Source organism: Paenibacillus koleovorans NBRC 103111, from assembly GCF_004000845.1.
GTDB classification, from domain to species: domain Bacteria; phylum Bacillota; class Bacilli; order Paenibacillales; family NBRC-103111; genus Paenibacillus_AA; species Paenibacillus_AA koleovorans.
Window position 1 is genome coordinate 1 of sequence record NZ_BIMA01000018.1, and the last position, 23874, is coordinate 23874.

Annotated in this window: 29 protein-coding genes, 1 pseudogene and 1 riboswitch; of the genes and pseudogenes, 27 read left to right on the forward strand and 3 right to left on the reverse strand. The window is 54.7% G+C overall.

Translation table 11 applies throughout. The features are described 5' to 3' along the window. The 4 genes from PKO02S_RS32285 to PKO02S_RS08390 all read left to right on the forward strand — a co-directional run. Positions 1–1547: ATP-binding protein (locus tag PKO02S_RS32285; RefSeq protein ID WP_164821351.1), on the forward strand; the 1547-nt coding region annotated here is incomplete at its 5' end. 165 nt (positions 1548–1712) lie between these two features. Then, positions 1713–1940 (forward strand): TM2 domain-containing protein, encoded by a 228-nt coding sequence (locus PKO02S_RS08380; protein ID WP_373865202.1) that lies wholly within the window; start codon positions 1713–1715, stop codon positions 1938–1940. A gap of 402 nt (positions 1941–2342) precedes the next feature. Then, a complete protein-coding gene (locus tag PKO02S_RS08385; protein ID WP_127581029.1) occupies positions 2343–3080 on the forward strand; it encodes a transposase in 738 nt (245 codons plus the stop codon). Between the two features lie 16 nt (positions 3081–3096). Next, positions 3097–3570, forward strand: coding sequence for a transposase (locus PKO02S_RS08390; RefSeq protein WP_164821352.1), 474 nt, complete (start codon positions 3097–3099; stop codon positions 3568–3570). Positions 3571–3588: 18 nt separating this feature from the next. Here PKO02S_RS08390 and PKO02S_RS08395 read toward each other — a convergent pair whose 3' ends face one another. Genes PKO02S_RS08395 through PKO02S_RS08405 form a run of 3 tightly spaced genes read right to left on the reverse strand, consistent with a single transcriptional unit; the run spans position 3589 to position 5063 of the window. Continuing rightward, positions 3589–4143, reverse strand: coding sequence for a hypothetical protein (locus PKO02S_RS08395; RefSeq protein ID WP_127581035.1), 555 nt, complete (start codon positions 4141–4143; stop codon positions 3589–3591). Positions 4144–4156: 13 nt separating this feature from the next. After that, positions 4157–4570, reverse strand: coding sequence for a hypothetical protein (locus PKO02S_RS08400; RefSeq protein WP_127581038.1), 414 nt, complete (start codon positions 4568–4570; stop codon positions 4157–4159). Beyond that, positions 4563–5063: a hypothetical protein gene (locus tag PKO02S_RS08405; protein WP_127581040.1), complete on the reverse strand. Its 501-nt coding sequence runs from the start codon at positions 5061–5063 to the stop codon at positions 4563–4565. Before PKO02S_RS08405 ends, PKO02S_RS08400 begins: the two co-directional genes overlap by 8 nt. Before the next feature lie 377 nt (positions 5064–5440). Here PKO02S_RS08405 and PKO02S_RS08410 point away from each other — a divergent pair. The 23 genes and pseudogenes from PKO02S_RS08410 to PKO02S_RS08520 all read left to right on the forward strand — a co-directional run. After that, positions 5441–5732, forward strand: a pseudogene (locus tag PKO02S_RS08410) (transposase family protein); the annotation flags it as partial. 334 nt (positions 5733–6066) lie between these two features. Further along, positions 6067–6861, forward strand: coding sequence for a stage II sporulation protein R (gene spoIIR / locus PKO02S_RS08415; RefSeq protein WP_127581044.1), 795 nt, complete (start codon positions 6067–6069; stop codon positions 6859–6861). A gap of 105 nt (positions 6862–6966) precedes the next feature. After that, positions 6967–8172: an L-threonylcarbamoyladenylate synthase gene (locus tag PKO02S_RS08420; protein ID WP_127581047.1), complete on the forward strand. Its 1206-nt coding sequence runs from the start codon at positions 6967–6969 to the stop codon at positions 8170–8172. A 113-nt stretch (positions 8173–8285) separates the two neighbouring features. Further along, positions 8286–8855 (forward strand): manganese efflux pump MntP, encoded by a 570-nt coding sequence (locus tag PKO02S_RS08425; RefSeq protein WP_127581050.1) that lies wholly within the window; start codon positions 8286–8288, stop codon positions 8853–8855. Between the two features lie 29 nt (positions 8856–8884). Continuing rightward, a complete protein-coding gene (locus tag PKO02S_RS08430) occupies positions 8885–9487 on the forward strand; it encodes an arsenate reductase/protein-tyrosine-phosphatase family protein (protein WP_127581053.1) in 603 nt (200 codons plus the stop codon). A 47-nt stretch (positions 9488–9534) separates the two neighbouring features. Further along, a riboswitch (ZMP/ZTP riboswitch) is annotated at positions 9535–9613 on the forward strand. Between the two features lie 109 nt (positions 9614–9722). Then, the gene (gene rpiB / locus PKO02S_RS08435; RefSeq protein ID WP_127581057.1) at positions 9723–10181 is read left to right on the forward strand and encodes a ribose 5-phosphate isomerase B; all 459 of its coding nucleotides are present in this window, start codon (positions 9723–9725) and stop codon (positions 10179–10181) included. A gap of 60 nt (positions 10182–10241) precedes the next feature. Continuing rightward, positions 10242–10868, forward strand: a complete 627-nt coding sequence (locus tag PKO02S_RS08440; RefSeq protein ID WP_127581060.1) for a TIGR01440 family protein — start codon at positions 10242–10244, stop codon at positions 10866–10868. Between the two features lie 48 nt (positions 10869–10916). Further along, the gene (gene glyA / locus PKO02S_RS08445; RefSeq protein ID WP_127581063.1) at positions 10917–12164 is read left to right on the forward strand and encodes a serine hydroxymethyltransferase; all 1248 of its coding nucleotides are present in this window, start codon (positions 10917–10919) and stop codon (positions 12162–12164) included. A gap of 216 nt (positions 12165–12380) precedes the next feature. Continuing rightward, entirely contained in the window at positions 12381–13010 is a 630-nt protein-coding gene (gene upp, locus PKO02S_RS08450) for a uracil phosphoribosyltransferase (protein ID WP_127581066.1), read from the forward strand. Positions 13011–13070: 60 nt separating this feature from the next. Next, positions 13071–14213 (forward strand): non-hydrolyzing UDP-N-acetylglucosamine 2-epimerase, encoded by a 1143-nt coding sequence (wecB, locus tag PKO02S_RS08455; RefSeq protein ID WP_127581069.1) that lies wholly within the window; start codon positions 13071–13073, stop codon positions 14211–14213. 230 nt (positions 14214–14443) lie between these two features. Then, a complete protein-coding gene (locus tag PKO02S_RS08460; protein WP_127581072.1) occupies positions 14444–14683 on the forward strand; it encodes an AtpZ/AtpI family protein in 240 nt (79 codons plus the stop codon). Next, entirely contained in the window at positions 14676–15053 is a 378-nt protein-coding gene (locus PKO02S_RS08465; protein ID WP_127581075.1) for an ATP synthase subunit I, read from the forward strand. Before PKO02S_RS08460 ends, PKO02S_RS08465 begins: the two co-directional genes overlap by 8 nt. Positions 15054–15094: 41 nt before the next feature. Next, the gene (gene atpB, locus PKO02S_RS08470) at positions 15095–15874 is read left to right on the forward strand and encodes a F0F1 ATP synthase subunit A (protein ID WP_127581078.1); all 780 of its coding nucleotides are present in this window, start codon (positions 15095–15097) and stop codon (positions 15872–15874) included. A gap of 87 nt (positions 15875–15961) precedes the next feature. Beyond that, positions 15962–16183, forward strand: a complete 222-nt coding sequence (gene atpE, locus PKO02S_RS08475; RefSeq protein WP_127581082.1) for a F0F1 ATP synthase subunit C — start codon at positions 15962–15964, stop codon at positions 16181–16183. Between the two features lie 112 nt (positions 16184–16295). Then, the gene (gene atpF / locus PKO02S_RS08480) at positions 16296–16781 is read left to right on the forward strand and encodes a F0F1 ATP synthase subunit B (protein WP_127581085.1); all 486 of its coding nucleotides are present in this window, start codon (positions 16296–16298) and stop codon (positions 16779–16781) included. After that, a complete protein-coding gene (locus tag PKO02S_RS08485) occupies positions 16778–17323 on the forward strand; it encodes a F0F1 ATP synthase subunit delta (RefSeq protein WP_127581089.1) in 546 nt (181 codons plus the stop codon). Before atpF ends, PKO02S_RS08485 begins: the two co-directional genes overlap by 4 nt. Before the next feature lie 63 nt (positions 17324–17386). Continuing rightward, positions 17387–18901 carry a F0F1 ATP synthase subunit alpha gene (gene atpA / locus PKO02S_RS08490; RefSeq protein ID WP_127581092.1) on the forward strand — a complete coding sequence of 505 codons (1515 nt, stop codon included), beginning with the start codon at positions 17387–17389 and terminating at the stop codon, positions 18899–18901. 124 nt (positions 18902–19025) lie between these two features. Next, the gene (gene atpG / locus PKO02S_RS08495; RefSeq protein ID WP_127581095.1) at positions 19026–19895 is read left to right on the forward strand and encodes an ATP synthase F1 subunit gamma; all 870 of its coding nucleotides are present in this window, start codon (positions 19026–19028) and stop codon (positions 19893–19895) included. A 29-nt stretch (positions 19896–19924) separates the two neighbouring features. Further along, the gene (gene atpD / locus PKO02S_RS08500) at positions 19925–21334 is read left to right on the forward strand and encodes a F0F1 ATP synthase subunit beta (RefSeq protein WP_127581098.1); all 1410 of its coding nucleotides are present in this window, start codon (positions 19925–19927) and stop codon (positions 21332–21334) included. A 116-nt stretch (positions 21335–21450) separates the two neighbouring features. Continuing rightward, positions 21451–21852, forward strand: coding sequence for a F0F1 ATP synthase subunit epsilon (locus PKO02S_RS08505; RefSeq protein WP_127581101.1), 402 nt, complete (start codon positions 21451–21453; stop codon positions 21850–21852). Between the two features lie 286 nt (positions 21853–22138). After that, positions 22139–22504, forward strand: a complete 366-nt coding sequence (locus PKO02S_RS08510) for an NADH-quinone oxidoreductase subunit A (RefSeq protein WP_127581233.1) — start codon at positions 22139–22141, stop codon at positions 22502–22504. Beyond that, positions 22489–23007 carry a NuoB/complex I 20 kDa subunit family protein gene (locus tag PKO02S_RS08515; protein WP_127581104.1) on the forward strand — a complete coding sequence of 173 codons (519 nt, stop codon included), beginning with the start codon at positions 22489–22491 and terminating at the stop codon, positions 23005–23007. Before PKO02S_RS08510 ends, PKO02S_RS08515 begins: the two co-directional genes overlap by 16 nt. Further along, on the forward strand, positions 23004–23873 hold the full coding sequence (locus PKO02S_RS08520; protein ID WP_127581107.1) for an NADH-quinone oxidoreductase subunit C: 870 nt from the start codon (positions 23004–23006) through the stop codon (positions 23871–23873). Before PKO02S_RS08515 ends, PKO02S_RS08520 begins: the two co-directional genes overlap by 4 nt. Position 23874 lies beyond the last annotated feature (1 nt).

Genomic DNA, 23874 nt, shown 5'->3' on the forward strand with positions numbered 1-23874 from the left:
AGCTTGCCGACGGGAGCGGCAAGCTGGCCCGCCGCCTCGCCGCGCTTCTGCGCGACGCGCCGCCGGCCGGCGCCTTCGCCGCGCTCGAGGTCGCCGCGGCCAGCGCGCCTCGCTCCGCCGCAACCAGCCGCCTCGCCGTCGGGACGCACACCGCTCCTATCGACGAAGCCTGGTTCGAGCAGCTCGAGCTGGAGGCCGACCTGCAGCTCACGGCGATGCAGGAGCTCGCCTTGCAAGAGTGTGCTCTCGACAACGCATCCGCGCAGGCGGAGAGCTTGAAGCAGCAGCTCGGCTCGGTCCAGTCCCGCATGAACGAGCTGGCGCAGCTGGAGCAGGGCTGGTCGCAAGCTTGGGCTGCCTGGCTCGAGGAGCAGAGCCTTCCCCGGGCGCTTACTCCGGGCGGTGCGTCCGAGCTGCTTCGCGAAATCGCCCAAACGCGCGAGCTCCTCAAAGATCTAACGTTTATTAGCCAGGAAATCGCAGCGATCACCCAGGATTTGCATGACTACGAGCAGGAAGCGCGAGCTTGCCTGAACCGCCACCCGTCTTACAAGCCCGATACCGACATGCTGCTCTCTCTCAAACAACTGAAAGCCGCCTCCGAGGAACAACGGCTCCTCGAGCAGCGGCGAGAGCAGACGGAGCGCGAGCTGGCGTCCGTTCAAGTCGATATAGAAGCTTCGGAAGGCGATTGTGCACGCGGCCGCGAGCAAATCGATCAGCTGTGGCGGTCGTCGTATGCCGAGTCGCTGGAGCAATTTTGGCTAAACGTACGCGAGCATGAGGAGCGCCAAGCAGCGCTGATCGAGCAAAAGGAAGCGAAGCTGCTGCTCACGACCATTTTCGGCCGCGATCGTGTGCAAGAGGCGCAACACTCGCTCCAAGCTTGCCCGGCATCCGTGCTCGAGGATGAGCGACGGGATGCCGAGAACCGGCTCCAAGCAACCGCCCTTGAGCTGAATGAGCTGCGCGATCGCCGCGGTCGGCTCCTGCACGAGATGGAGGCGCTCGAATCCGGCGAGGATCACGCCGACCGGATGCAGCGCGCGCAATCGGCGGCAGCCGTTGTGCAGCGCCAAGCGCGCCGCTGGGCGACCGTGACGCTCGCCTCCTCGCTGTTCCGCACGGCCCGGGCCAAGTACGAGCAAGATCGCCAGCCCGGCGTCCTGCAAGCAGCCTCACAATACTTCGGCCAAATGACGGATGGCGCTTACACTCGCGTATCCGCGCCGTTAGGGGAGAAAAAGCTGCTCGTCACCGATCGGGACGGACGAACACTCGACTCGTCCGCCTTAAGCCGAGGCACGGCCGAGCAGCTGTACTTGGCGATGCGCTTCGCTTTCGCCGCCGAGCACGGACAGACCGCCGCCTTGCCTTTTATCATGGACGATGTGTTCGTTAATTTTGATCCTCTTCGGCTGCGGGCGTGTTTCCAGCTCGTGAAGGACATTTCCCGCCAGCATCAGGTACTCTTTTTCACCTGTCATCCGCATATTCGTCAAGCTGCTCAAGAGGCGATTCCGGAGCTTCAGTTGATCGAGCTGTAGGTTACTCCCCATCTAGCTTGTAGAGCCACGATTTTACACAAAAATACGAAAAATGATATAAAACCCCTAGTTTCGACTGTATACAAAATGTATCTCCATTTTATACAATCATTTCATATGAATTTATTCCCAATTCATAGAGAAAAGGCATAGAGGAGAATGTGTGTGAAGTCGAAAGTGACTGCAGGCGTGTTGGGCATCTTGCTAGGAGGGTTAGGGGTACATAAGTTTTACTTGGGCAAACCGGGGATGGGCATCTTGTACATTTTGTTTTGCTGGACGGGCATTCCTGGGATCATCGGATTGATTGAAGGGATCCTCTACTTGGTCAAGACAGAGGAAGAATTCAACAGCAAATTCAACCAGAAATACGCGCGTGGTATTGCAGTCTAGCTTCATTGGGAATAAAGTACGGACTGGAAAGTCTTTGGGGGGTAACCTCAAGGGCTTTTTTCTTTAATAGGGAAGGGAAGAGGTGTCATGATCGGAAGTTCACCGGTCCGGTTCTCTGGTGTAAGCGTTCAGTTGGCGCGCGGGGAGGAGAGGAAGGGGTCAATGCTGTCAGGGTAGGGACTCTAACAGCGGCGAGTATGCGGACCATACGGCTCTTATTTGTGAACAAAATGGCTATTTTACTTGACTCTTGCAAAAACCTTGCTGTAAAACAAAGTAATCATTTGTAAACATATAAGAACCTTTGTCGAAAGGCCGAAAACGAAGAGGACATCTGCCATATTTGGAGAAGTTGTTGGTTACCACACCCACAAATTCCCAGATAGGAGATGTCTTAGGAATATGGTAACCTTCTATACGGCGATCGTCAAGTTTCTTTTAGCCCTACGCTTGGAGTTGTCAGGTCCCCAATTCAATCACCTTCTCCATCTCGTGCATGGCATCATTGTGTGCGAGGGACGTAAAAACATATCGCAGCTCCGCAGGTCAACAGGCGAGTACCGCGACCTCAGCTGTATGACGAAATTCCTGAAGAACTCGCCCTGGAATGCGAATCGGCTGCAGCGGCGTCACATGAAGTTTCTCATGGAGAAAATCCAGCGAGAGCGCACCAGGCAAGGGGATCGCCGCGCAATCACCTTCTTCATCGTCGACGATACGAGCTGCAAGAAGGACACCTCGACCAAACATATCGAAGGTCTCGATTTTCACTACTCGCATAACGAGGGAAAAAGCGTTTGGTCCCATTGCGTCGTCACCGCGCACCTCGTAAGTAGTGGCTGCTCCTTTGCCTGGGATTTCCGTCCCTATTTTCGGGAGGAGTACTGCGCGACGCACAAGCTCACCTTCAAGAGCAAGAACGACCTTGCTGTCGAGCTGGTTCAAGCTTACGAATCCGACCAGAACGAGCTGGTTTACGTACTCATCGATAGCTGGTACACAAGCCAAAAGCTTGTCGATGCTTGCAACGCCAAGGGCTTCCACGTCATCGGGGCCGTCAAAACGAACCGCACGATCTGTCCGGCCTGGCATCCGCATCCAGCTCAGCGAATTTGCCGCGAAGCACATCCAAAAGGCTGATCTCCGCTCTGTCACGGTGGAGGGTAAGGGGACTTATCGGATTTATGAATATGAAGGGCCTCTGGCCGACATCGAAAATGTCAAAGTGCTGCTGTCCTGGGAGAACGAATTCGATTCAAGCAAATCGCCATTTTGTATCCTCTGCACGGATCAGAGCCTGGATCTCGTCACGATCCTGCGTTACTATGACGTGCGGTGGAGCATTGAAACCGGATATCGTTATTTCAAGGAACTGCTTGGCTTTGACCACTATCAGTTGCAATCGTTTCATGCGATTCAGCGCTATTGGACGATTCAGTTGCTCGTGTACAACTTCCTGGAGTTACAGCGACAGGAATGGTCCAGCGGCAGCGACAGGCTGACTTTAGGCGATGTCGTCCGTCGCATTCGTAAAGAACATTTTGGCCAGACTGTCGTCTACGTGTATCAGCAAGCGCTAGCCCATCGACCTTTGGCCGAACTTCTTGAAGAATTGAAGCTCAGCGCATAACGGTTGCCGTCGATAACACTACCCGTCTGCCTGTTTGAGGCCTTCTATGTATCCATTTGCAAGAGTCAAGTATGTAACTGAACTGGAGTAAGTAGCAATTCCGTATTGGCCATAGCTTTGAAAATATGGAGTTATTTCTACTCTATATGTACCAGACCCATAGCTTGAGATACTTTTGGTATCCCCCGGTCTTAATGCGGGTGACTTCCATGTGGCGGTTCCTACTAATCCTGTATTTGCCGTGATCGTTGAGGTAGCTACTGTATTCCAGACACCCAATGATAGTTTTTGATATTTTACTCTATAATTTATTTCCCCAAAGGCGTAGTCATCCCAATTTACATACATGAACCCTGATATAACAGAGGCGGTAATGCTACTGGCGTAGCCATTACCTAAAAAGTTATCTACTCTAGATATATCATTTGACTGAGGTCCAGTATAGTGAGGACAACCTGGGTGTGCGCCATTCATTACCGTAACTTCTGCTGTACAGCCAGTTCCCGTGAGATCATCGTATCTTTCATGGAGTCCTATAAAATGTCCAATCTCGTGAGCGGCAGTAAATGTCATGTTAGGAGAGATGCTATATAGTAATATAAATAGTTCCTTGTGTAACAAAGTTTGCATTTCGTGTAGTGTCGTTGTAGACACTAGTAATACTATAACAGCCAGCGTCAGATGGGCATAATGCATTAGAATAATTAAACGTTAAGTCGCTACCTGATCCAGATATTCTCACTTCTGGAACCGCACTATTCCAATTTGAAACAGCGGTGTTCACACTGGAGGTTATTGTAGATGAAGTTGACTGATAGGTTGATACGGTACCATTTATCAACCACCAGTTAGTCCACGTTTCATCACCAACAAATAGTGTAGGCAATTGTTTATTGACGTCATTCACCATCCATACTTGATGGTGAGCCGAGACTGACGATGTGAGTACTAGTAAATAAATAAGAGCTACGGCAAATAAACCAGAAATTTTTTTATTCATATTTCTTCACTCCTTCCAGATAACCCTTGATATTCCCTTTTAGAAAGTGAAAGGGTTCTTTAGCATCTGGAGTTAGCTCCACGTTTAGCACAAAGCCCGTTTTTTGACTAATTACAATTATTGAATCTCCGTTTTGTATTGCATACCAAGGGAGGTGGGGAGTACTCGAGTTATTATTTCCCACTGACTGAGCCGCAACTACAAACGCTTTAACATAAACATTTTCCGGTAGCTGTACACGCTCGCCTGCTATCTCAATAACGGATCCCTTCGTTTCTTCTCCTGATACATATTGAATCCTTCCCTTTTGCTGTGCCCATTCAGTAAAATCCTTTTTCCATTGGAGCTGTTCTTTGATGGTGCTCTCATTTGTCAGTGTGTTAGCAAATTCATCATTCGTATCTTTCTCCCCTGATGCTATGACAACAGATGCAACCAAAAAGATAAGTACAAGTAAAGCGAGTGGAGCAAATAACTTGATTGTTCGACCCATATCAGCCCTCCTTATTTTGAGGAATAATTTTCCTCTTATTCAACTATACAGGATGCTCCGGTGTTTTGTATATATGTTGTATTTATAGTAAATTTATGGTCATTTTATGGATAATTGTGGATATTTCCTGCGCTACTTTTATTGTATGTTCTAAATTCTCTTTATGGGATTTTTTATTTCAAATCTCTTGTAGAAGCAGGAGGAAGGAGGAGAAGTCGCACTGATACTGGATATTACAACGATTCGTTCTTGTTATTTCGTTGAGTTTTAACGCAACTATATAGTTTTATTTGAATATCAGGTTGCCTCAGCATTAATTTAAATAAGAACAAATACTTGATTTTCTGAGTACAAACGAATGTTCGGGGATGGTGAGCATGGCTCAGCAAGAAATCATGACACTGTAAGAAGTTTCAAGAAAAGTTCGGGTCCGATCAAGTTTGTCGCGACCATTTATTTCAAATTCGTTGACCAAGAGTTTTTTGCTGCCTGAAATTCCAGCATTATTCATACTATTATTTGGAAACGCGAAAGCATTACTAATGTACGGAGTGCAAGCATCAAGCTTCCGTTACGGCAGGAACAAACATGCATAAATCGCACACACCGCTGCTGACTTGGTTTTGCGCCATCTTTCTAGTAGCCTACGACAAACGAGGCGTATCCGCCAAAATCGGCCGATTGCGGATTTGGTTGTATAGTAGTTGGGGTAGGATTCCTCCTTTGTGACTTTGCATTCTCAAGGGTACCCTACTTTTTTCTTGTCTGCTAGACTCACCCGGCTTACACATGTTATTTTACGCCATCTCAGGTTGAGGTGTCTTCGCGCAAATAGCGGTATGCCGCCATTACCTTATTCTGGTTTGCTGCTGCTGTTGATGCCAGGTTTGATAGATGTATAGAGCCGTTTGCTAGATTCGAAGAAAGAAATACTAGATTCGTAGGTTTAGCTCCCTTCTCTCCTGGACATACTTGGACTAGGTAGGGAAGGGAGTTGTCGGTTATGGTAAAGCGGGTTTCTTTTCGTCCTTATATGTATGTGGCATTTGCCCTTATCGTCATGATGTTCTGTTGGGAATCGAACCGAATTCAAGCGGCTGTCTTGGATTCTACTATACCGGAAGACGCGATCCGCATCCGTATCTTGGCCAATTCCGACAATGCGCAGGATCAATGGATCAAGCGGCAAGTGCAAGCAGGTGTGGCGCTCGCGATAGGGGAATGGGCGCTGGATCCGCAAAACATCGAAGAAGCCCGCGAAGCGATTACGGCGCATTTGCCGGAGCTGGAGCTGATCGCGAATCAAATCGTGAAGGCGAACGGGTTCTCCGACCCTGTGACGGTCGAGCTGGGTCGAGTGCCTTTCCCCGCCAAGCAGTTCGGCAGCAAGCTGTACCCGGCTGGGGAGTATGAGGCGCTGCGGATCGTGATCGGCAAAGGCGAAGGGCAAAACTGGTGGTGCGTGCTGTTCCCACCTCTGTGCTTCGTCGGGGTGAAGGCGAAAGCGGCTCCGGCTCCTACAGCTGCACCGAGCGCCGCCCCAACAGCAACTGCCGGCAAGAACGCTCCAGCCGCCGCTGCTGCGCCGAGCAGCGGGAAAGCCCCTGCCCCGACAGCTGCGTCAGGAAAGACTAACGCTGCCGCCTCGGTTAAATCGGATGCCGGCAAAGCCGTAGCGGCAAGCGCCAATGTTGGTGCGGCCGTTGCAACGGAGGAAGCTCCGAAAGTGGAAACGAAGTTTTTCCTGTGGGAGCTGGTGAAGAAAGTCGTAAGCAAGGTGCAAAGCTTGTTTGCCTAAGCTGGACCTTGACTTAGAACAGGCAGCGTCGGGTGACACCGCGTGAGCAAAGAGCTATAATAGGGAAAATCATTGTTTAACTTTCGAACGCAAGGTGTTGGCCTCATGACTATCGTATGGCATGTAGATCCGAATGATATCGAACCAGCCGACGGCTGGCCCGGTCTTGCCGAAGCGGGGCGTTTGCTCGCTGCCGGCGAGACCGTTGCGTTTCCTACCGAGACCGTGTACGGCCTTGGCGCGGACGCGACGAACACGGCGGCGGTGGAGGCGGTGTTCCAGGCGAAGGGACGCCCGTCCGACAATCCGCTCATCGTGCATATCGCCGATTGGGCGCAGCTGGACGGGCTCGTCGCCGAGGTGAGCGACACCGCCCGCCGCTTGATGGCCCGGTTCTGGCCCGGGCCGCTCACGCTCGTGCTGCCGGTGCGTCCCGGCGCCGTGTCCCCGCGTGTCACGGCCGGGCTCGACACCGTGGCCGTGCGCATGCCGGCGCACCCGGTCGCGCTGGCTCTGATCCGCGCTGCGGGCTGCCCCGTCGCGGCGCCGAGCGCGAACCGCTCGGGGCGCCCGAGCCCGACGCTGGCGGCGCATGTCCGCGAGGACTTGGACGGGCGCATCGCCGGGCTCGTCGACGCCGGACCGACCGGCGTCGGGCTCGAGTCGACGGTCGCCGAGGTGATCGGCGACTCGGTGCATGTGCTGCGGCCGGGCGGCGTGACCGCGGCTGAGATGCAGGCGGCGCTGCCCGACTGCACGGTGGTGAGCGGCGGCTCGCACGCTGGCGAAGCCGACGGCCGCACCACCACTGGCGATGGCGTCGAGCCTCCGTCGGCCGCTGCAGCAGCAGCCGATGCTGCCGATGCCTTGGCCTACGTGCCGAAGTCGCCGGGCATCAAATACACGCACTACGCGCCTAAAGGGGTCCTGACTATTGTACGCCCCAGCATTACCGTCTCAAGCGCAAGCGCCTTAGGCGACTCAGACCCAGACCCGGACCCGGACCCGCTGTGCGGCTGGGTCCAGAAGCAAATCCGCGCCGCCCGCCAGCAGGGCGAACGCACCGGCGTCCTCACCACGCGTAGCCGTGCGCCGCTCTATGATGCCGATCTCGTGATCGGCTGCGGCGATGCCGACGACCTCGAAGCAGCCGCCCACGGGCTCTACGCCGCCCTGCGCGACTTCGACGAAGCCGGCATCGCCCGAATGTGGGCGGAAGCGTATCCGGAGGGGGGTCTCGGCGAAGCGATCATGAACCGGCTGCTCAAAGCCGCCGGCGGCCGCATCGTAGGGCTGTCCTCGCAATCCTAATAGCAGGTGTACATGTTTCCCCCCTTGTCCGCATATGTTGATTAAGAACATAGGACAGGATGTTCGATGATCGCCTGGGGCGCATCATTCGAACAGGACGTGGGGGAGTTCCAATGGCAGTCGTATCCGCAGCTTCCGCCCATGCCGGGCAACTGTTAACCGTGCTGATGATGGCCGTCGCGCTAGGCATGGACGCTTTCTCGCTAGGCATCGGCATCGGACTGAAAGGCATTCGGCTTCTGCATATTCTTAGAATCAGCATTGTGACGGCGCTGTTCCATATCATTATGCCGTTGGTCGGCCTGTTCATGGGGCAGTACGCCAGCGCCCTCCTGGGGGATGTGGCGATGCTGGCCGGCGGCGGACTGCTGTTGCTGCTGGGCGCGCATATGGTGTACAGCGCGTTCCACAACAACCCGATGGTCACGCTCGACTACCGTTCGACTTGGAGCTTGCTGCTCTTCGCCCTGAGCGTAAGCATCGATTCATTGTCCGTCGGCGTTTCGCTAGGGTTATTCTCGACCGACATTATCCTGACCGTGCTGCTCTTCGGCGCGTTCGGCGGCCTTATGTCCATCCTCGGCCTTTGGCTGGGACGCAATGCGGGGCGCTGGGCGGGCAAATATGGAGAGGCGCTCGGGGGCATCATTTTAGTAGCGTTCGGCATCCGATTTTTACTGTAAAATTGTAACAAAAGGAGGCGTGTCATGCTATGAAGGTTCCACACATCCTATTCGTCTGCACCGGAAATACATGCCGCAGTCCGATGGCCGAAGGATTGTTCCGCCGGTTGACCGAGCGTCAAGGGAAACGCTGGGAGATCCGTTCCGCCGGCGTGGCCGCGGCTTCCGGAGCCCCCGTCTCTCAGCATACCGCTACGGTTCTGCAGGCGCGGGGGGCTTACAACAAGCAGCGTTCCGCCGGGTTGACCGGCGAGCAGGTCGCTTGGGCCGATTTAATCCTGACCATGACGAGCAATCACAAGTTTACCGTCATCCGACGGTTTCCGGAATCGATGGACAAGACGTTTACGCTGAAAGAATTTGTGGAAGACGACCCCAAGGTGTTGGACATCCGTGCGGAGCTAGGCGCTCTGGAGTCAGAGCTGCAGATCAAGGCGGCGCTGTCCGAGCGGATCGGGGAGCGGGAGCTGAAGCGGCTGGACGAGCTCGAGCGGCAACTGCCGGATCTCGATATCGTCGACCCGTTCGGCGGGTCGTTCCAGGACTACGAATCGTGCGCGATTGAGCTCGAGCGGGCGCTGCACAAGCTGCTCGTCAAGCTCGAGGAGGAGGAGCGCCGCGGCGGCGGTTGACCCTTTACACGACCCTCCGGCTTGAGGTATAGTAGGAACTAAGATGAGGTACTCGATGTAACTGGCGACTAGGGGATGACCCCAATGGAGCATCGAGTCATACGGCCGGTCGCCTGGGCAAAGAGCAACGAACGTCTGCGGACGGGCGGTTTGCTCTTTTTTTCATCGGAATGAAGCCCTTGTTTCGGTTATACTAGACAGGTATGCAATGCATCAGCTTGAAGGAGGAACGGATATGAAAATCGCACTTGGCGCCGACCATGCGGGCTTCCGGTTGAAGGACGAAGTGATCGCTTATTTGAAACAAGAAGGGCATGAGGTCGAAGACTTCGGCTGCCATTGCGCCGACTCGATCGATTACCCCGACTACGCGCTTCCGGTAGCGGAGCGGGTGGCGAACGGGGAAGCCGACCGCGGCATCTTGATCTGCGGGACGGGGATCGGCATGTCGATCGCCGCGAACAAAGTGCCGGGCATCCGCTGCGCGCTTGTGCACGATCTGTTCTCCGCCAAGGCGACGCGGGAGCATAACGACTCCAACGTGCTGGCTATGGGAGAGCGCGTGATCGGTCCGGGCGTAGCGCTGGAGATTATCAAAGTGTGGCTGGAGACGCCGTTCTCCGAAGGGCCGCGCCACAGGAATCGAATCGGGAAGATCAAGGGACTCGAAGAGAAGTTCGCCGTTCATCCTTAAAAGATAGCCGCAAGCCGCCCGTTCGATCGGGGGTTCGGTTCAGGGAGGTGCCAGCCGGCAATGTCGCAAGAGCAGCAGCAAACCAGTTCCATCGTGCCGGATCCAGCCGCTTCGTCATCATCAAGTATCGATGAAGCCGCCATCGCTCGCGATGTAGCGCTTATTCTGCGCGAGCTTGTCCAAGCAGGCGCAATTGCCGCCGGCCAGATCGTCGTGATCGGCACGAGCACGAGCGAAGTGGGCGGACACCGCATCGGAACCGCCGGCACGGCCGACGTGGCGCGCGCGATATACGAGGGCGTCGAGGAAGTCCGCCGCGAGGTTGGTTTTCACCCCGCGTACCAGTGCTGCGAGCATCTGAACCGGGCGCTTGTCATCGAGCGCGAGCTGTTGCACAAGCAGCCTTGGCTGGATGAGGTTGCGGTCGTGCCGGTGCGGAAGGCCGGCGGCTCGATGGCCGCTTACGCCTACAGGCATCTTGCGTCGCCGTGTCTTGTCGAGTCGATCCAGGCGCATGCCGGCGTCGATATTGGCGATACGCTGATCGGCATGCATCTCCGCCGGGTAGCGGTGCCGGTTCGGCCGTCCGTCCGCTCGATCGGCCACGCTCACGTAACGATGGCTTATACGCGGCCCAAGCTGATCGGCGGCACACGTGCCGTTTATGTGTTGGAAGACGAAGCTTAATAACCCTTTTCATAGCCATCTTATATCATTCAGGAGGTAATCATCATTATGGAAAACTTGCGCAAATCCGATCCGAAAGTATTAGAAGCGATTCAACTGGAGCGCGGCCGTCAGCAAGACAAAATCGAACTGATTGCAAGCGAGAACTTCGTAAGCGAAGCGGTCATGGAAGCCATGGGCACCGTGCTGACGAACAAATACGCCGAAGGCTATCCAGGCAAGCGGTACTATGGCGGCTGCGAATACGTAGACATCGTCGAGACGCTCGCCCGCGACCGTGCGAAGGAGCTGTTCGGCGCCGAGCATGTGAACGTGCAGCCGCACTCCGGCGCACAAGCGAACTTGGCCGTTTACTTGGCCGCGCTGAACCCTGGCGATACGGTGCTGGGCATGAACCTCGCGCACGGCGGTCATTTGACGCATGGCAGTCCAGTCAACGCATCCGGCTTGCTGTACAACTTCGTGGCGTACGGCGTTAGCGAGAAAGACTCCCGCATCGACTATGACGAAGTCCGCAAGCTGGCGTTCAAGCACAAGCCTCGGATGATCGTTGCCGGCGCGAGCGCTTATCCGCGCATCATCGATTTCGCTGCACTGGGTCAAATCGCAAACGACGTAGGCGCGCTGTTCATGGTCGACATGGCGCATATCGCCGGTCTGGTCGCTACCGGCTTGCACCCGAGCCCGGTTCCTTACGCTCATTTCGTAACGACAACAACACACAAGACGCTGCGCGGACCTCGCGGCGGCATGATCCTGTGCCGCAAAGCTTGGGCGCCGGCGATCGATAAAGCCGTATTCCCGGGCACCCAAGGCGGCCCGCTCATGCACGTGATTGCCGCGAAGGCTGTTGCCCTAGGCGAGGCTTTGCAGCCTGAATTCGCTACCTACGCCCGCAACGTTGTAACCAACGCGCAAGTGTTGGCTGAGGCATTGTTGGCCGAAGGACTGAACATCGTCTCCGGCGGTACCGACAATCACTTGATGATGGTCGATTTGCGCAGTATCAATATCACCGGCAAAGACGCCGAGCATGTGCTCGACGAGGTTGGCGTCACCGTCAACAAAAACGCGATTCCATTCGATACTACGAGCCCGTTCATCACCAGCGGCGTCCGCATCGGTACGCCCGCTGCTACTAGCCGGGGCATGGACGCCGAAGCGATGAAGCAGATCGCCAAGATCATCGCCATGACGTTGAAGAGCCCGAAAGACGAAGCGGTGCTTAACGAAGCGCGCAGTCTGGTGAAGGCATTGACCGCTCGTTTCCCGATGTACACAAGCCTTTCTTATTAAACGTTGTCCACACTGAACCTCCAGGGAGAACCGCCGCAGCCCCAGCGGATTCCCGGAGGTTTTTCGGCGTGCTCGAGGCCTTTTTTTGGCCGGGAAATGTATCGTGCAACCCGCAAAATACAATGCTATAATAAGACGGGTGTTTGTGTTTAGCCGATTTGTAAGAACCTGTATATTTCGCTAATCGCTGACGGTTTCATTTTGCAGGAGGATTCCATGAGTAAAGTATTCGTGTGCGACCATCCTTTAATCCAGCACAAATTGACTTACATACGCGACGCGACGACGACGACCAAAGATTTTCGCGCGCTTGTGGATGAAGTGGCGACTTTGATGGCTTATGAAATTACGCGCAACATTCAGCTGGAGCGGGTGGAAGTGAAGACGCCGGTCAGTATGGCCGATTGTCGCGTCATTTCGGGGCGGATGCTCGGACTCATTCCGATTTTGCGCGCAGGGCTCGGCATGGTGGACGGCATCCTGAAGCTGATCCCGGCTGCCAAGGTCGGCCATGTCGGTCTATATCGCGATCCGGTTACCCTGCAGCCGGTGGAGTATTACGTGAAGCTGCCTACGGATGTCGAGGAACGGGAGCTGATCGTGATCGATCCGATGCTTGCCACCGGAGGGTCGGCCATTGCGGCCATCACCGCGCTTAAGAACCGCAACTGCAGCCAGATCAAGCTGATGTGCCTCATTGCGGCCCCGGAAGGGATCGAAGCGGTACAGCAGGCGCATCCGGACGTGGACATTTATGTCGCGGCCATCGACGATTATTTGAACGACCACGGATATATCGTGCCTGGACTCGGCGATGCGGGAGATCGCTTGTTCGGGACCAAATAAGGAAGGTTCGGCCTGGCAAGGGCAAGGAATGGCAATGGGGAAAGGGAGAGAGCAAACGCGATGAAACGAATTAAAATCATGACCATTTTCGGCACCAGACCCGAAGCGATCAAGATGGCGCCGCTTGTGCTGGAGCTGCAGAAGCACCCGGAGCAGATCGAGTCGCTCGTCTGCGTGACCGCCCAGCATCGCGAGATGCTCGATCAGGTGTTGGACATTTTCGAGATCAAGCCGGATTACGACTTGGATGTCATGAAGGCGAACCAGACGCTGAACGAAGTGACGGTGCGCGTGCTGCAAGGGCTGGAGCCGGTGCTGAGCGAAGCGAAGCCGGATATGATTCTGGTGCACGGCGATACGGGAACGACGTTCCTCGCCAGCTTTGCCGCTTATATGCAGAAAATCGCCGTTGGCCACGTGGAAGCGGGGCTGCGGACATGGAACAAATATTCGCCTTATCCGGAAGAGATGAACCGCCAGTTGACAGGTGTAATCGCGGACCTGCATTTCGCGCCTACCAGCTGGTCGGCCGACAACCTCCGCCGCGAGAACAAGTCGGAAGCGACCATCTACACGACCGGCAACACAGTGAACGACGTCGCGCCTTATGTGACCAAGGAAGGCTACACTCATCCGGTGCTGGACTGGGCCGAAGGCAAACGCCTCGTGCTCATGACGGCTCACCGCCGCGAGAACCAAGGCGAGCCGCATCGCAACGTATTCCGGGCGGTCCGCCGACTGGCCGACGAATTCGAGGATATCGCGATCGTCTATCCGGTGCATCTCAGCCCGGCGGTGAAAGGCCCTGCGCATGAAATGCTCGGCAATCACCCGCGCATCAAGCTGGTAGATCCTCTCGATCTAGTAGAGATGTATAACTTCTTCCCTAAGACGCACCTGATTCTCACGGACTCGGGTGGCATCCAAGAGGAAGCCCCTTCGTTCGGGATTCCGGTGCTCGTGCTTCGCGATACGACGGAACGGCCGGAAGGCATCGACGCCGGAACGCTCGAGCTCGTGGGCACGGATGAGGAATTGATCTACTCCCGGGCGAAAACCTTGCTTACCGATGCGGCAGCCTACAGCCGGATGAGCAATGCCGCTAATCCTTACGGAGACGGACAAGCTTCCCGACGGATTGTGGAGGGCATTTTATATCATTTCGGACGGACTGCCGAGAAACCGGAACCTTTCCAGGCCTAACTCGCGAAAATTGTCAGCATTTGTAGCGAAAACCGGACAGTGTGACTGTACGCTGTGAGCCTCCCAAAACCTGAGATCCGTTGTCCCACAAGGGATTTCAGTTATGGCGTTCACACAATGTTTGAATTTATTAGAATTGACAAACATTGTCCGGCTTCGTTACAATTAGTGAGGATTGAAAGGTCTCTTCACTTGGGGAAAGTCTATTTCCACACGAGGAGGCGTGCTGCATGAACAAACCGCGATCGCAGGACAACCCCTGGCGTGCCGTCGGATTGGTAAGCGCCATCGGCGCCGATCTGATCATCTGCATGTTGGCGGGGTATTTCGGCGGAAGCTATGTCAGCCGCTGGCAAGGCGACCAGCCTATCTGGATCGTCGTCGGCATCATGACCGGTTTTATCGTAGGCGTTTTCAGCATCTATCTAATCATTAGATTTTACACGAAGGGCTCTGAGAAAGATGGATGAATTCACAGCCCACCTGAAAGCGGTACAAAAGGTTACCCTCTTTTTTTTGTCCTTTTGTTTGTTTGCTTGGGCTTTCTTGCCTGACTATCGGCCTTATTCGCTTGGGCTGGTTGTAGGCGTAAGCGTCAGCTATCTCAATGCGCAGTACTTGGCGTTGAAGCTGAGGCAGCTGACCAAAGCAGTCGTCGAGAAGACGAATCGCAGAGTCAACCTTGGGTTTATCACTCGAGCGGCTACATCGCTGCTAACGGTGGTCATTGTGGTCAAGAACCCAGACAAGATCGCGCTCTCTACAACTCTTGCAGGATTATTTATCGTGCAATTGGTAACACTCCTACTGGGTATTGTTTCTAACGCTAGGAGGAAGTAACGCGGCAAGTCATATTCCTTGGAAAGGGGTGAAAAAATCGCATGCATGAATCCGTTATTACGCATTTTGGTGGAATACAGTTTGATTTGACTACACTTTTCATGGTTACCCTGACCTGCGTTATCGTCTTCGTTCTGGCGATCCTAGGAACACGCAGCCTCTCTGTTACCAATCCGGGCAAAATGCAAAACTTCTTGGAGTGGATCGTGGAGTTCGTTAGCGGACTGATTTCCAGCACAATGGACATGAAGAAAGGCAGATCCTTCCTCATGCTTGGCATCACGCTGATTATGTTTATCTTTATCGGCAATATGCTGGGCCTTCCGTTCGGGATCTTTACGGAGCATGACAAGCCGTTCTCGTTCTGGGGCATGGAGATTCTCAGCCAAGCCGACATCGACAAAGCACATCACGAGGACAAGCATCTCGCACTAGTTTGGTGGAAGTCGCCTACGGCTGACGCATCCGTTACAATGGGTCTCGCACTCATGGTAATTGTGATGACCCACTACTTGGGCTTGGTCAAGAACACCAAACATTATTTGCACCACTACATCGAGCCACATTGGGCGTTCCTTCCGTTGACGATTATTAAGGAAGTATCCAAGCTCCTTACGCTCGGTCTTCGTCTATTCGGAAACATTTACGCCGGTGAGGTGTTGATCTCCGTAATCCTTTTAACCACATTCGCAAGTACGGCGCCGCTCATCATCTGGCAAGGCTTCAGTATTTTCGTCGGTGCTATCCAAGCGTTCGTCTTTACGATTCTGACGATGGTCTATATCTCGCAGAATCTGCATCACGAAGAGAGCAGTCACTAAGAACGGCTTTGACTTGTCGCATAGCGATAGGCTCATATAGCAATATCCAAAACTAAACAACTTATTATTCCGAGGAGGAACTTTAAAATGGAAATGCAGTTTCTTGCAGCAGCAATTGCAATTGGTCTGGGCGCACTGGGCGCAGGTATCGGTAACGGTTTGATCGTAGGTCGCGCACTGGAAGGGATTTCCCGTCAACCGGAGCTTCGCGGTACATTGCAAACAACGATGTTTATCGGTATCGGTCTCGTAGAAGCCTTGCCGGTTATCTCCCTCGTATTCGCCTTGCTTTACACGTTCGTTCTGTAATAACCTGTGTGGCGGGGAAGGCTGCGGCTTCCGCGCCTTCATTTTGCCGCCGCGGGTTAACGGGTATGGCATTTACATGAGGTAGAAACCGCTCAGAAGGGAGTGACCCGAGTTGACATTTATATGGACATCGACTGTATATTCGCTAGTAGCGTTCCTTATATTGTTGTGGCTGCTTAAAAAATTCGCGTTCGGACCTTTGTTCGGGATTATGGAGAAGCGCCAGTCGTTGATCGCCGATCAAATCTCGACCGCGGAGAAGAACCGCGCCGATTCCGAGAAACTGTTGGCCGAGCAGAAGCAAGCGATTCAAGCGGCTCGCAAGGACGCTTACGACTTGATCGAGCAAGCCAAAGTAACAAGCGTACGTCAGGCGGACGAAATCTTGGCGCAAGCTAAGGAAGAAGCAAACCGCATCAAGAATGAAGCTTTGAAAGACATCGAGAACGAGAAGAACAAGGCCATTGCATCTCTGCGCAGCCAAGTTAGCGCCATGTCCGTTCTCATCGCATCGAAGATTATCGATAAGCAAGTGGACGAGAAGTCCCAGCAAGAGCTGATTGACCAGTACCTGAAACAGGTAGGGGGCAATGTATGAGCAGGGAAACGATCGTAGCCAAACGTTATGCGAAGGCGCTTTTCGAAGTGGCCTTGCAGCAGAACAGCGTGGCGCAGGTTGAGGAAGAGCTCAAGGGAATCCTGCAAGTGATTCGCGAGAACGCCGACTACGGGAAACTGCTCGAGCATCCGAACATTTCCTCCTCCGACAAGCTGGGCTTGCTGAAGCAAGCGTTTGAGGGTAAAGTGTCCGCCGCTGTGTTGAACACGCTGCAGCTGCTTGTGGAGCGAAGAAGAGAATCCGTCCTGTCGGATCTTGTAGATAGCTATGTGAAAGTGGCCAACGAGTCGTTGGGTCAAGCCAATGCCATCGTGACTAGCGCGTATCCGCTAACGGCCGAAGAATCGCAACAAATCGCACAACGCTTCAGCCAACTGACCGGCAAGAAGATTCGCGTTGAGAACGTTGTGAACCGCAGCCTGATCGGCGGCATCCAAGTTCGCATCGGCGACCGTCTGTACGACGGCAGCTTGTCCGGCAAGCTCCAGCGTTTGCAGCAGTCCTTGTTGCAGCAGGCATAACGTGAACGTGCTTCTGGAAGCACACGCATAGAGTGCGAAGAAATTAGTTAGGGGTGAAATTCGTTGAGTATCAGACCTGAAGAAATCAGCACGCTGATTAAAAAGCAGATCGAACAATACCAATCCGACATTCAAGTCGTTGATGTAGGTACCGTAATTCAGGTGGGTGACGGGATTGCCCGTGCTCACGGTCTGGAAAACGTTATGGCCGGCGAATTGCTCGAGTTCGCGAACGGCGTCGTAGGGATGGCGCTGAACCTCGAAGAAGACAATGTTGGTATCGTTATCTTGGGCCCTTACACGGATATCCGTGAAGGCGACCAAGTGAAGCGGACCGGCCGCATTATGGAAGTACCGGTTGGCGAAGCTATGCTGGGCCGCGTAGTGAACGCGCTCGGTATGCCGGTTGACGGCAAAGGGCCGATCAACACGACGGAATTCCGTCCGGTAGAAGCCAACGCACCAGGCGTTATCGACCGGAAATCGGTTCATGAGCCTATGCAAACCGGCATCAAAGCGATCGACGCAATGGTACCGATCGGCCGCGGTCAACGCGAGCTTATCATCGGCGACCGTCAAACGGGTAAAACCTCGATCGCCCTCGACACGATCATCAACCAAAAAGGCAACGGCGTGGTTTGTATCTACGTTGCTATCGGTCAGAAGCAATCCACGGTTGCCAACGTTGTGGAAACTCTTCGCCGCAACGGCGCCCTCGATTACACCATCGTGGTTACCGCAGGCGCTTCCGAGCCTTCTCCGTTGCTGTTCTTGGCTCCTTATGCCGGCGCAGCTATGGGTGAATTCTTCATGTACGGCGGCAAGCACGCCCTGATCATCTATGATGACTTGTCCAAGCAAGCTGCCGCATACCGCGAGCTTTCCTTGCTCCTCCGTCGTCCTCCGGGCCGCGAAGCTTACCCGGGCGACGTCTTCTACTTGCACTCCCGTTTGCTCGAGCGCGCTGCGAAGCTGAACGACGAACTGGGCGGCGGTTCCTTGACTGCCCTGCCGTTCATCGAGACGCAAGCATCCGACGTATCGGCATACATCCCGACGAACGTAATTTCGATTACGGACGGTCAGATCTTCCTGGAGTCCGACTTGTTCAACGCCGGCCAACGTCCAGCGATCAACGTCGGTATCTCCGTATCCCGCGTAGGCGGTTCCGCACAGATCAAGGCCATGAAGCGCGTTGCCGGCTCCCTGAAGCTGGACTTGGCGCAATACCGCGAGCTTGCGGCATTCGCCCAGTTCGGTTCCGACTTGGACAAGAGCACGCTTGCCCGCTTGAACCGCGGTCAGCGCACGCTCGAAATCCTGAAGCAGCCGAACAACAACCCGTTGCCGGTCGAGAAGCAAGTTGTGAGCATCTACACGGTCGTTCGCGGTCACCTCGACGACATCGCCGTTCAAGACGTTCTGCGTTTTGACCGCGAGTTCCTCGCTTTCGTGGATGCTAACTTCCCGCAAGTGTATGCGAACATCCGCGACACGAAGGATCTGACATCTGACAACGAGAAAGTGTTGGTGGACGCGATCCAGAAGTTCAAGAAGGGCTTCGCGCCATCGGCTTAATCGATATAACCCGGCTATGGTCAGCGGATGTGTGCCACATCCGCTTTCTGCAAGCCGCCCTGAATAGAGCCTGCTTGTGTGTATGAGTTAGACTTTCCTACGGAAAGTTGTGGAGGTGAAATGCATGGCAAAAGGAATGCGCGATATTAAACGCCAAATCAAGACCGTTCAGAATACGAAGCAGATCACCAAAGCGATGGAGATGGTAGCGGCCGCGAAGCTGCGTCGCTCCCAGGAAGCTGCAACGGCAGCCCGTCCGTACGCGGAGAAGATCAAGGAAGTCGTGTCCAGCATCGCCGCCGGAACGAAGGGGATCAAGAACCCGATTCTCGTTTCCCGCGAGATCAAGAAGACCGGGTACTTGGTCATCACATCCGACAGGGGTTTGGCGGGCGGTTACAACTCCAACTTGCTTCGGAAGCTGATGCTGACGATTCGCGAGAAGCACAAGTCCAGCAATGAGTACGTGTTGATGGTCGTAGGCCGTAAAGGACGGGATTTCTTCAAGAAACGCAACATGCCGGTTCTCGATGAAGTAACGGGTCTGTCCGATACGCCTCGATTCGCTGACATCAAGGAGCTCGCCTCCAAGGCGGTCAGCAACTACTCGGCCGGCGCTTACGACGAGCTGTTCGTCGTTTACAATAAGTTCCACAACGCGATTTCCCAAGAGCCGGTGCTCAACCGATTGCTGCCTCTTGAGATGTCGGGTGTATCCAACAAGCCGCAAGCTACAGCGAACTACGAATACGAGCCTTCTCCGGAGGAAGTATTGGATGTGTTGCTGCCGAAGTATGCGGAAACAGTCATTTTCAGTGCGCTACTGGAAGGCAAGGCGAGCGAGTTCGGCGCCAGAATGACGGCCATGGGCAACGCTACACGCAATGCGACGGAGATGATCTCCCGTCTCACCCTCGTGTACAACCGGGCGCGTCAGGCTTCCATTACGCAGGAGATTTCGGAAATTGTCGCCGGAGCGAACGCTCAGGCGTAATTCCAGGCTTACGATTAGGAGGAAAGTAAATGATCAAGGGACGCGTATTGCAGGTAACGGGACCGGTTGTCGACGTTGAGTTCGAAAAAGGTCACCTGCCTCAAATTTATAATGCGGTTCGTATTGAATCGAAGCCGCAAAACGCAAACGAACCGCACATCAAGCTGACGGCTGAAGTAGCCGTTCACTTGGGCGACAACGTTGCGCGCTGCGTAGCGATGTCCTCGACCGACGGTCTCGTTCGCGGAACCGAAGTCATCGATACCGGCGCTCCAATCAGCGTACCGGTCGGTGAAGTAACACTGGGTCGGGTATTTAACGTCTTGGGCGAGCCGATCGACAAAGCAGGCGATGTGTCCACCGAGAAGGTGAACCCGATTCACAGACAAGCTCCGGCATTCGACGAGCTGTCCGTGCAAGCGGAAATTCTTGAAACCGGGATTAAGGTCGTTGACCTGCTGGCTCCATACGCGAAGGGCGGTAAGATCGGCCTCTTCGGCGGTGCGGGCGTAGGGAAAACGGTATTGATTCAGGAGCTTATTCACAACATCGCTCAAGAGCATGGCGGGATCTCCGTATTCGCCGGCGTAGGGGAGCGGACTCGTGAAGGCAACGACTTGTACCACGAAATGAAGGACTCCGGCGTTATCAGCAAAACTGCGATGGTGTTCGGTCAGATGAATGAGCCTCCGGGCGCACGCCAACGCGTTGCTTTGACCGGGTTGACGATGGCCGAGTACTTCCGTGATACCGAAGGCAAAGACGTTCTTCTGTTCGTCGACAACATCTTCCGCTTTACTCAAGCGGGCTCCGAGGTTTCGGCCTTGCTTGGCCGGATGCCTTCCGCGGTAGGTTACCAGCCGACGCTGGCCACCGAGATGGGCGGTCTGCAAGAGCGGATTACGTCCACGAAGAAAGGCTCCGTTACTTCCATCCAAGCGATCTACGTTCCGGCGGACGATTACACCGACCCGGCTCCGGCTACAACGTTCGCTCACTTGGACGCTACAACCAACCTGGAGCGTAAAATTTCCGAGATGGGCATCTACCCTGCGGTAGATCCGCTGGCATCGAGCTCGCGCTTGCTGCAGCCGGACATCGTAGGCGAAGAGCACTACCAAGTCGCTCAAGGCGTGAAGAAGCTTCTTCAGCGCTACAAAGAGCTTCAAGATATCATCGCGATTCTCGGTATGGACGAACTGTCCGACGAGGACAAAATTATCGTAGGCCGCGCTCGCCGGATCCAACGTTTCTTGTCCCAGGCGTTCCACGTGGCCGAGCAGTTCAACGGCTTCCCGGGCCAATACGTGCCGGTCAAAGAAACCGTCCGCAGCTTCAAGGAAATTCTCGAAGGCAAACATGACGACCTGCCGGAAGCCGCTTTCTTGTTCGTAGGTACGATCGAAGAAGCCGTGGAAAAAGCAAAAGGCATGAAGTAATTCCGTAAACCTGCCGAGCCGGGGCGATGTCTGTCTGAGCATCCGTCAGGCGCGTCTCGGGAAGCAGTTAGGCTTACGATGAAGCTTTCTCACGAAAGCTCTCAGGAGGAATTTGCGTGAGTACTTTTTTATTGGAAGTAGTAACGCCTGAGCGTATCATTTATTCTCAGGATGTGGATATGGTCAGTGTCAAAGGCGCCGCCGGCGAATTGGGCATCCTGCCCAACCATATTCCGCTTGTCACGCCGCTCAAGATTGCTCCGATTACGATCAAAAAGGGCAATGCTAGCGAAACGATGGCGGTGAACGGCGGATTCATGGAAGTGCGCAAGGATAAGGTCGTGATTTTGGCTGAATCGGCGGAATTGCCTGGCGATATCGATTTGGAGCGTGCCCGCTCTGCTAAAGAGCGCGCGGAGAAGCGCCTCGGCACCAAGCAAGACGAAGTCGACTTCCGCCGCGCCGAACTCTCCTTGCAAAGAGCGATGAATCGGATTCACGTATCGCAGCTGAAGTAGCAGACGAAGCAGAGGATTTCGGTCCTTTGCTTTTTTTTTGTGGACGTGAACGGATCGTTTTGTATGATCTGCGTCAATGTGGTAAATGAATAACGGAGGAAGGACGAATTAAGGACGCGGATGCCCGCCAATGTGCGTAGACGTTTATGGGTCCTTTTGGTATAATTGTGTGGGTGTTTATTAGAGAAACCAGCGCAATTCATAAGGAAAATTGAATAGCCGGTGATAAGATCGAATTGTTGAAAACGTTTCACCAAACTGGTGTGCCGGAGGCGATGGTATGGCGCTGTACACAAACAATTATGTCTTTGTTGCCATCTTTCTTGCATTGGGCATTTTCCTGCCTATTGCCGCTCTAACGTTCGGACGGCTGCTCAGACCGCATAAGCCGACGGAAGAGAAACAGACAACATATGAGAGCGGGAACGAACCGGTCGGCACGAGCCATGTCCGATTCAACATCCGCTATTATTTGTTTGCGCTGATGTTCGTCATTTTCGACGTGGAGACCGTGTTTATGTACCCTTGGGCGGTTGCCTACAACCATCTGGGGTTATTTGCACTCGTGGAGATGTTGATCTTCGTGCTCCTGCTCGTCGTCGGGCTAATCTACGCTTGGAAAAAGAAGGTGCTGCAATGGACTTCTCTCTAGAATCGATCTCGCTTAGCGAGAAACAAGAGCTGGAACGCAACGTATTCACCACCTCGCTGGAGGACTTGAAGGGCTGGATTCGCAGCAGCTCGTTATGGCCGCTCACATTCGGCTTGGCTTGCTGCGCCATCGAGATGATGGGCACCGGCGCCGCTCACTATGACTTGGACCGCTTCGGCGTCATGTTCCGGACTTCGCCTCGGCAATCCGACGTTATGATCGTGTCCGGCACGGTGACGAAGAAGATGGCGCCGCTGCTGCGCCGCTTGTATGACCAAATGCCGGAGCCGAAATGGGTCATCGCCATGGGGTCGTGTGCGACCGCAGGGGGACCGTACATTCGCTCCTATTCCGTCGTGAAGGGCGTCGATCAGATCGTCCCGGTCGATGTCTACATCCCGGGCTGCCCGCCGAACCCGGCCGCGCTCATCTATGGCATCAACAAGCTGCAAGAGAAAATCCGGTATGAAGCGAAGACTGGGAAGAAGGTGATCGAGCGATGAGCGACGAGTCCACCGAGAAAAAAGACGTAAAGGCAACCAATTCCAACCCCTCGGGTGGGGATTCCGAAGCGAAAGCGGTTGAACCTGCTGCTGCCCCTGAAGCTTCAACTGATGTGGATGTGGATGCGGAAAAGGAAGCCAAGATAAAAGCCGCTGCCGAGGCGCGCGCCGCTCGTGCGGCAGCCCGCGCTGCCAGAACAGAAGGTGCTGCAGAGGAGACCGCTGCTCCTGCTGAGACTGCGGGTGCGCCAGCCGCTGCGGAAGGCAGTGAGGATGCGGAGAAAGAAGCGAAGGCGAAAGCGGCCGCTGAGGCGCGCGCCGCTCGAGCCGCTGCCCGTGCCGCCAAGGAAGGCGGTGCCGAAGAATCGTCCGAGCCTAAGGCTCCGTCGCCGAAACAGCCGGTGCTGGATCGCATTGTAGAACTGATCAAGGAGAACGTATCCCCGGATGCGGTAGAAGGCGCCGTTATCAACGAACGGGATCGCCATTTGCCGGTACTTACGATTCGAGCGGAGCACTGGGCGCAAACCGCCGAGTTTGTAAGGGACAACGAGGAATTGGGTTTGTCGTATTTGCGAAATTTGTCGGGAACCGACTTTGAGACCTATATGGAAGTCGAGGTCTATGCGCTCTCACTGGAGAAGAAGCAGGACTATTGCTTCAAGGTGAAGGCGGACCGCGGCGAGCCTTCCATCCCATCCGTGACCCCGGTATGGGCGACGGCCAACTGGCAGGAGCGCGAAGTGTACGACCTGCTGGGCATTGATTTCCCGGGCCATCCGGACTTGAGAAGAATTATGATGCCGGACGACTGGGTCGGCCATCCGCTGCGCAAAGACTATGTACCGCTGGATCCGGAGGTGTAAG

Coding starts and splice junctions, on each gene's coding strand:
- PKO02S_RS08385 (WP_127581029.1), top strand. CDS start 2,343: ATGGTAACCTTCTATACGGCGATCGTCAAGTTTCTTTTAGCCCTACGC.
- PKO02S_RS08395 (WP_127581035.1), bottom strand. CDS start 4,143: ATGACATTTACTGCCGCTCACGAGATTGGACATTTTATAGGACTCCAT.
- PKO02S_RS08400 (WP_127581038.1), bottom strand. CDS start 4,570: ATGAATAAAAAAATTTCTGGTTTATTTGCCGTAGCTCTTATTTATTTA.
- PKO02S_RS08405 (WP_127581040.1), bottom strand. CDS start 5,063: ATGGGTCGAACAATCAAGTTATTTGCTCCACTCGCTTTACTTGTACTT.
- spoIIR (WP_127581044.1), top strand. CDS start 6,067: ATGGTAAAGCGGGTTTCTTTTCGTCCTTATATGTATGTGGCATTTGCC.
- PKO02S_RS08420 (WP_127581047.1), top strand. CDS start 6,967: ATGACTATCGTATGGCATGTAGATCCGAATGATATCGAACCAGCCGAC.
- PKO02S_RS08425 (WP_127581050.1), top strand. CDS start 8,286: ATGGCAGTCGTATCCGCAGCTTCCGCCCATGCCGGGCAACTGTTAACC.
- PKO02S_RS08430 (WP_127581053.1), top strand. CDS start 8,885: ATGAAGGTTCCACACATCCTATTCGTCTGCACCGGAAATACATGCCGC.
- rpiB (WP_127581057.1), top strand. CDS start 9,723: ATGAAAATCGCACTTGGCGCCGACCATGCGGGCTTCCGGTTGAAGGAC.
- PKO02S_RS08440 (WP_127581060.1), top strand. CDS start 10,242: ATGTCGCAAGAGCAGCAGCAAACCAGTTCCATCGTGCCGGATCCAGCC.
- glyA (WP_127581063.1), top strand. CDS start 10,917: ATGGAAAACTTGCGCAAATCCGATCCGAAAGTATTAGAAGCGATTCAA.
- upp (WP_127581066.1), top strand. CDS start 12,381: ATGAGTAAAGTATTCGTGTGCGACCATCCTTTAATCCAGCACAAATTG.
- wecB (WP_127581069.1), top strand. CDS start 13,071: ATGAAACGAATTAAAATCATGACCATTTTCGGCACCAGACCCGAAGCG.
- PKO02S_RS08460 (WP_127581072.1), top strand. CDS start 14,444: ATGAACAAACCGCGATCGCAGGACAACCCCTGGCGTGCCGTCGGATTG.
- PKO02S_RS08465 (WP_127581075.1), top strand. CDS start 14,676: ATGGATGAATTCACAGCCCACCTGAAAGCGGTACAAAAGGTTACCCTC.
- atpB (WP_127581078.1), top strand. CDS start 15,095: ATGCATGAATCCGTTATTACGCATTTTGGTGGAATACAGTTTGATTTG.
- atpE (WP_127581082.1), top strand. CDS start 15,962: ATGGAAATGCAGTTTCTTGCAGCAGCAATTGCAATTGGTCTGGGCGCA.
- PKO02S_RS08485 (WP_127581089.1), top strand. CDS start 16,778: ATGAGCAGGGAAACGATCGTAGCCAAACGTTATGCGAAGGCGCTTTTC.
- atpG (WP_127581095.1), top strand. CDS start 19,026: ATGGCAAAAGGAATGCGCGATATTAAACGCCAAATCAAGACCGTTCAG.
- atpD (WP_127581098.1), top strand. CDS start 19,925: ATGATCAAGGGACGCGTATTGCAGGTAACGGGACCGGTTGTCGACGTT.
- PKO02S_RS08515 (WP_127581104.1), top strand. CDS start 22,489: ATGGACTTCTCTCTAGAATCGATCTCGCTTAGCGAGAAACAAGAGCTG.
- PKO02S_RS08520 (WP_127581107.1), top strand. CDS start 23,004: ATGAGCGACGAGTCCACCGAGAAAAAAGACGTAAAGGCAACCAATTCC.